The 3129-nt window shown below is 38.1% G+C and carries 3 protein-coding genes; all 3 read right to left on the bottom strand.

Going from position 1 to position 3129, the window contains the following annotated elements; genetic code table 11:
* Positions 1–300: 300 nt before the first annotated feature.
* Positions 301–1572 carry a gamma-glutamylcysteine synthetase gene (locus tag RWS39_RS09430; RefSeq protein WP_314482926.1) on the bottom strand — a complete coding sequence of 424 codons (1272 nt, stop codon included), beginning with the start codon at positions 1570–1572 and terminating at the stop codon, positions 301–303.
* Between the two features lie 213 nt (positions 1573–1785).
* Positions 1786–2172, bottom strand: coding sequence for a 50S ribosomal protein L17 (gene rplQ / locus RWS39_RS09425; RefSeq protein ID WP_314482924.1), 387 nt, complete (start codon positions 2170–2172; stop codon positions 1786–1788).
* Positions 2173–2183: 11 nt separating this feature from the next.
* Entirely contained in the window at positions 2184–3122 is a 939-nt protein-coding gene (locus tag RWS39_RS09420; protein ID WP_314482921.1) for a DNA-directed RNA polymerase subunit alpha, read from the bottom strand.
* Positions 3123–3129: the final 7 nt, after the last annotated feature.

The following is a 3129-nucleotide window of genomic DNA, read 5'->3' as shown; positions in this document are numbered from 1 at the left end:
CTATATCAGTATATCACCTATCTACTCCCTTGTCAACACTTTTTTGAATTTTTTTATCTTTTTTTACAAATTTATTTCCCACCACCATCAAAATCACTGATAAATCAACAATCAAAAGGGAAAGGTAACCTCTCCTTACCTCTCCCTTATCCACTATATTAACGTGCTGCTAAAGTCTCTTAATACTCTAGCTACAATTAAATTCATTCAAATATACTCAAACTAGTATAATACACAGTCCAATCAATCACATAAAGAAATTTACTTCAGCTTTCTATTAGAGGTTAAAAAGAAATTACTTTATCTCTCATTCATAAGCGGTAACAAGTAGCACTCTTCCCCTTCTTTTCGTTTCTCCAGACCTTTAACAGCTAATTGAAGGAGATCAGCTGCAAATGATTGAATAGTGTCTTGATCCGCTTGTGTCAACTCGATTTGCGAATACTTTCTGCGCAGCCTTTTATAGTTACGGCCCTCTAATTTGAAGAAATCACAATCTTTAAGATAAGCGATCACTTCCTCAAGATTAGCCAACAATCCCAAATGAAAAGCTGCTGGTGCGAAGGTCCTCTCGATAGGCTGAGCACAAGTACTCCTAAATTCGATCGTTCCCCGCGTTGTCAAATCTTGGTACTGGTAGCTTCTGTGATTACAAAAATCATCTACATGGGGGATAATCAGACTTTCCTTGCCACTTAAATTGTATCCCTTGATTTGCTCCTGCTTTAGATACTCTCCAGCTACGATAGGAGGAAAATAATAGGTGTCACCCTCTCGCTCAACATTGAAAATGGCTGTATGATTTAAATAATTAAAAAAATCTTCCTCATCTTTGAAATCATGGGGATTAACACCGACATTTTCTACTAGCAAGCCATGCATTGATTCTTCCCAAAAACGATCTCTAGATATTTTAGTAAAGAAATCTTCTGTCATCAACTTCGAATTTGCAAAAAGATAAGCTTTGGCAGCCTCGATTTGATTAAATGTGTTAATTACCTGTATGAAATTTGCCCGTGAAACATCTAACTGTACCTGACTCCCACAGATATAGCTACCATAATCAGGATGGCGATGGAAGAAATCTCCGCCAATTTTCTCACTCAAAGCTAGATATTGCATTAACATTTGATAGCGGGGATATTTAACAGGACCATTATCATTCTCTTTCCAGAATGGATGTAAACCATGTCCCTGAAGTTCATGATAATTTTTGCGCAAAATCTTTTGAATGGTGTCTAGGTAATGATTAAAGCGTCTTTCGACTTCCTGAATCGTTTTCGCTTTTTCAAATGCAAATTCTAAAATATTGTAAGACACTTCAAAAAGTATCCGATCTTCGCTATCTGAAGCTTTTAACTGGATAGGATTGCCCTCTGAATCCCTTCTTTCTATGATAAAGCCATAGTCTGAATTTAGCCTTACTAACAGCTCCTTTGTTACACGAGTATCTGTCGCTCCTCCCTGAAGATTCACAATCGGAAATTCCAACTCAATCCCAATGTATAAGTCTGGATTTTCTTTTATATTGGCTGAATAACGTTCTTTCAAAATAGCAATCGAATCTTGCATTTCTTCTCCTTCCCTCAACAAAGTTTTTCTTTTCCCATTCAAAAACGCCTGCTTACGAAATTGTTTTTCACTAAAAGCAATTTCGTAAACAAGCGTCTACCCTTTCATCATGATGATGAGTGTTCCCGCTAGGAAAAATCCTAGCGGTAGACCAGAGCTAGACTAAGAGCATAAGAACTCCATCATCATAACACTCAACAAAATTGATAAAAATTATACTAATTCAATAATTGCCATTGGCGCAGCATCCCCACGGCGTGGTTCAGTCTTAAGAATACGAGTGTATCCACCATTGCGCTCAGCATAGCGAGGTGCCAATTCAGAGAATAATTTTTGAAGAGCTGTAGTTGCAGTGTACTTGTTAGTCTCTTCATTGTAGTTTTCTGATGCAATTTCGTTACGTACAAAAGCTGCTGCTTGACGACGAGCATGCAAGTCACCACGTTTACCAAGAGTAATCATTTTTTCAACTGTTTTACGGATTTCTTTAGCACGAGCTTCAGTTGTTACGATTGATTCATTGATAATCAAGTCAGTAGTCAAATCGCGAAGCATTGCTTTACGTTGTGAGCTAGTGCGTCCTAGTTTACGGTAAGCCATGTATTCCTCCTTTATTTATCATTTCTTAACCCAAGACCAAGGTCAGCAAGTTTAACTTTAACTTCTTCAAGACTCTTGCGGCCCAAGTTACGAACTTTCATCATTTCAGGCTCAGATTTTTCTGTCAAATCAAAGACAGTATTAATTCCTGCGCGTTTCAGACAGTTGTATGAACGAACTGATAGATCCAATTCTTCAATTGTACGTTCCAAAATGCGATCATCTGAAGATTTCTCTGCTTCCTTCATCACATCAGTTGAAATAGCAACTTCTGTTAAATCTGTAAAGAGGTTCAGATGCTCTGTCAGGATACGAGCCGATAGTCCCAAAGCGTCTTCGGGAATAATTGTTCCATTCGTTAAAATTTCAAGGGTAAGTTTATCAAAACCATCGTTGCTACCAACACGAGCTGGTTCAACCTGGTAATTTACTTTTGTCACAGGCGTATAGATAGAATCTACCGCAAGTGTGCCTACTGGTGCATCATCTTTTTTATTTTCGTCAGCTGGTACATATCCACGACCGCTATTCACAGCCATTTTCGCTTTAAAGCGAGCACCTTCACTGATTGTAAAGAGATAATGATCAGGGTTTACAATTTCGATATCACTGTCTGTCAAAACATCTCCAGCAGTTACTTCTGCAGGACCTTCAACATCCAGTTCAATCATCTTTTCGTCTTGGACGTAAGATTTTACAGCAATCCCCTTGATGTTCAGAATAATCTGCATAACATCTTCACGGACCCCAGAAATCGTATCAAATTCGTGCAATACTCCTTCAATGTTTATAGAAGTCACTGCTGCACCTGGAAGTGAGGCGAGAAGTACACGACGAAGCGAATTTCCAAGTGTTGTACCGTAACCGCGTTCTAGCGGCTCAACTACAAACTTGCCATAATTTTTATTTTCATCAATTTTTGTTATATTTGGTTTTTCAAACTCAATCATTTAGTTA

Source organism: Streptococcus cristatus, assembly GCF_963529205.1.
In the GTDB taxonomy this organism is placed as follows: domain Bacteria; phylum Bacillota; class Bacilli; order Lactobacillales; family Streptococcaceae; genus Streptococcus; species Streptococcus cristatus_O.
The sequence above is the reverse complement of the archived record's forward strand: the minus strand, read 5'-3'. Positions and strand labels throughout refer to the sequence as shown.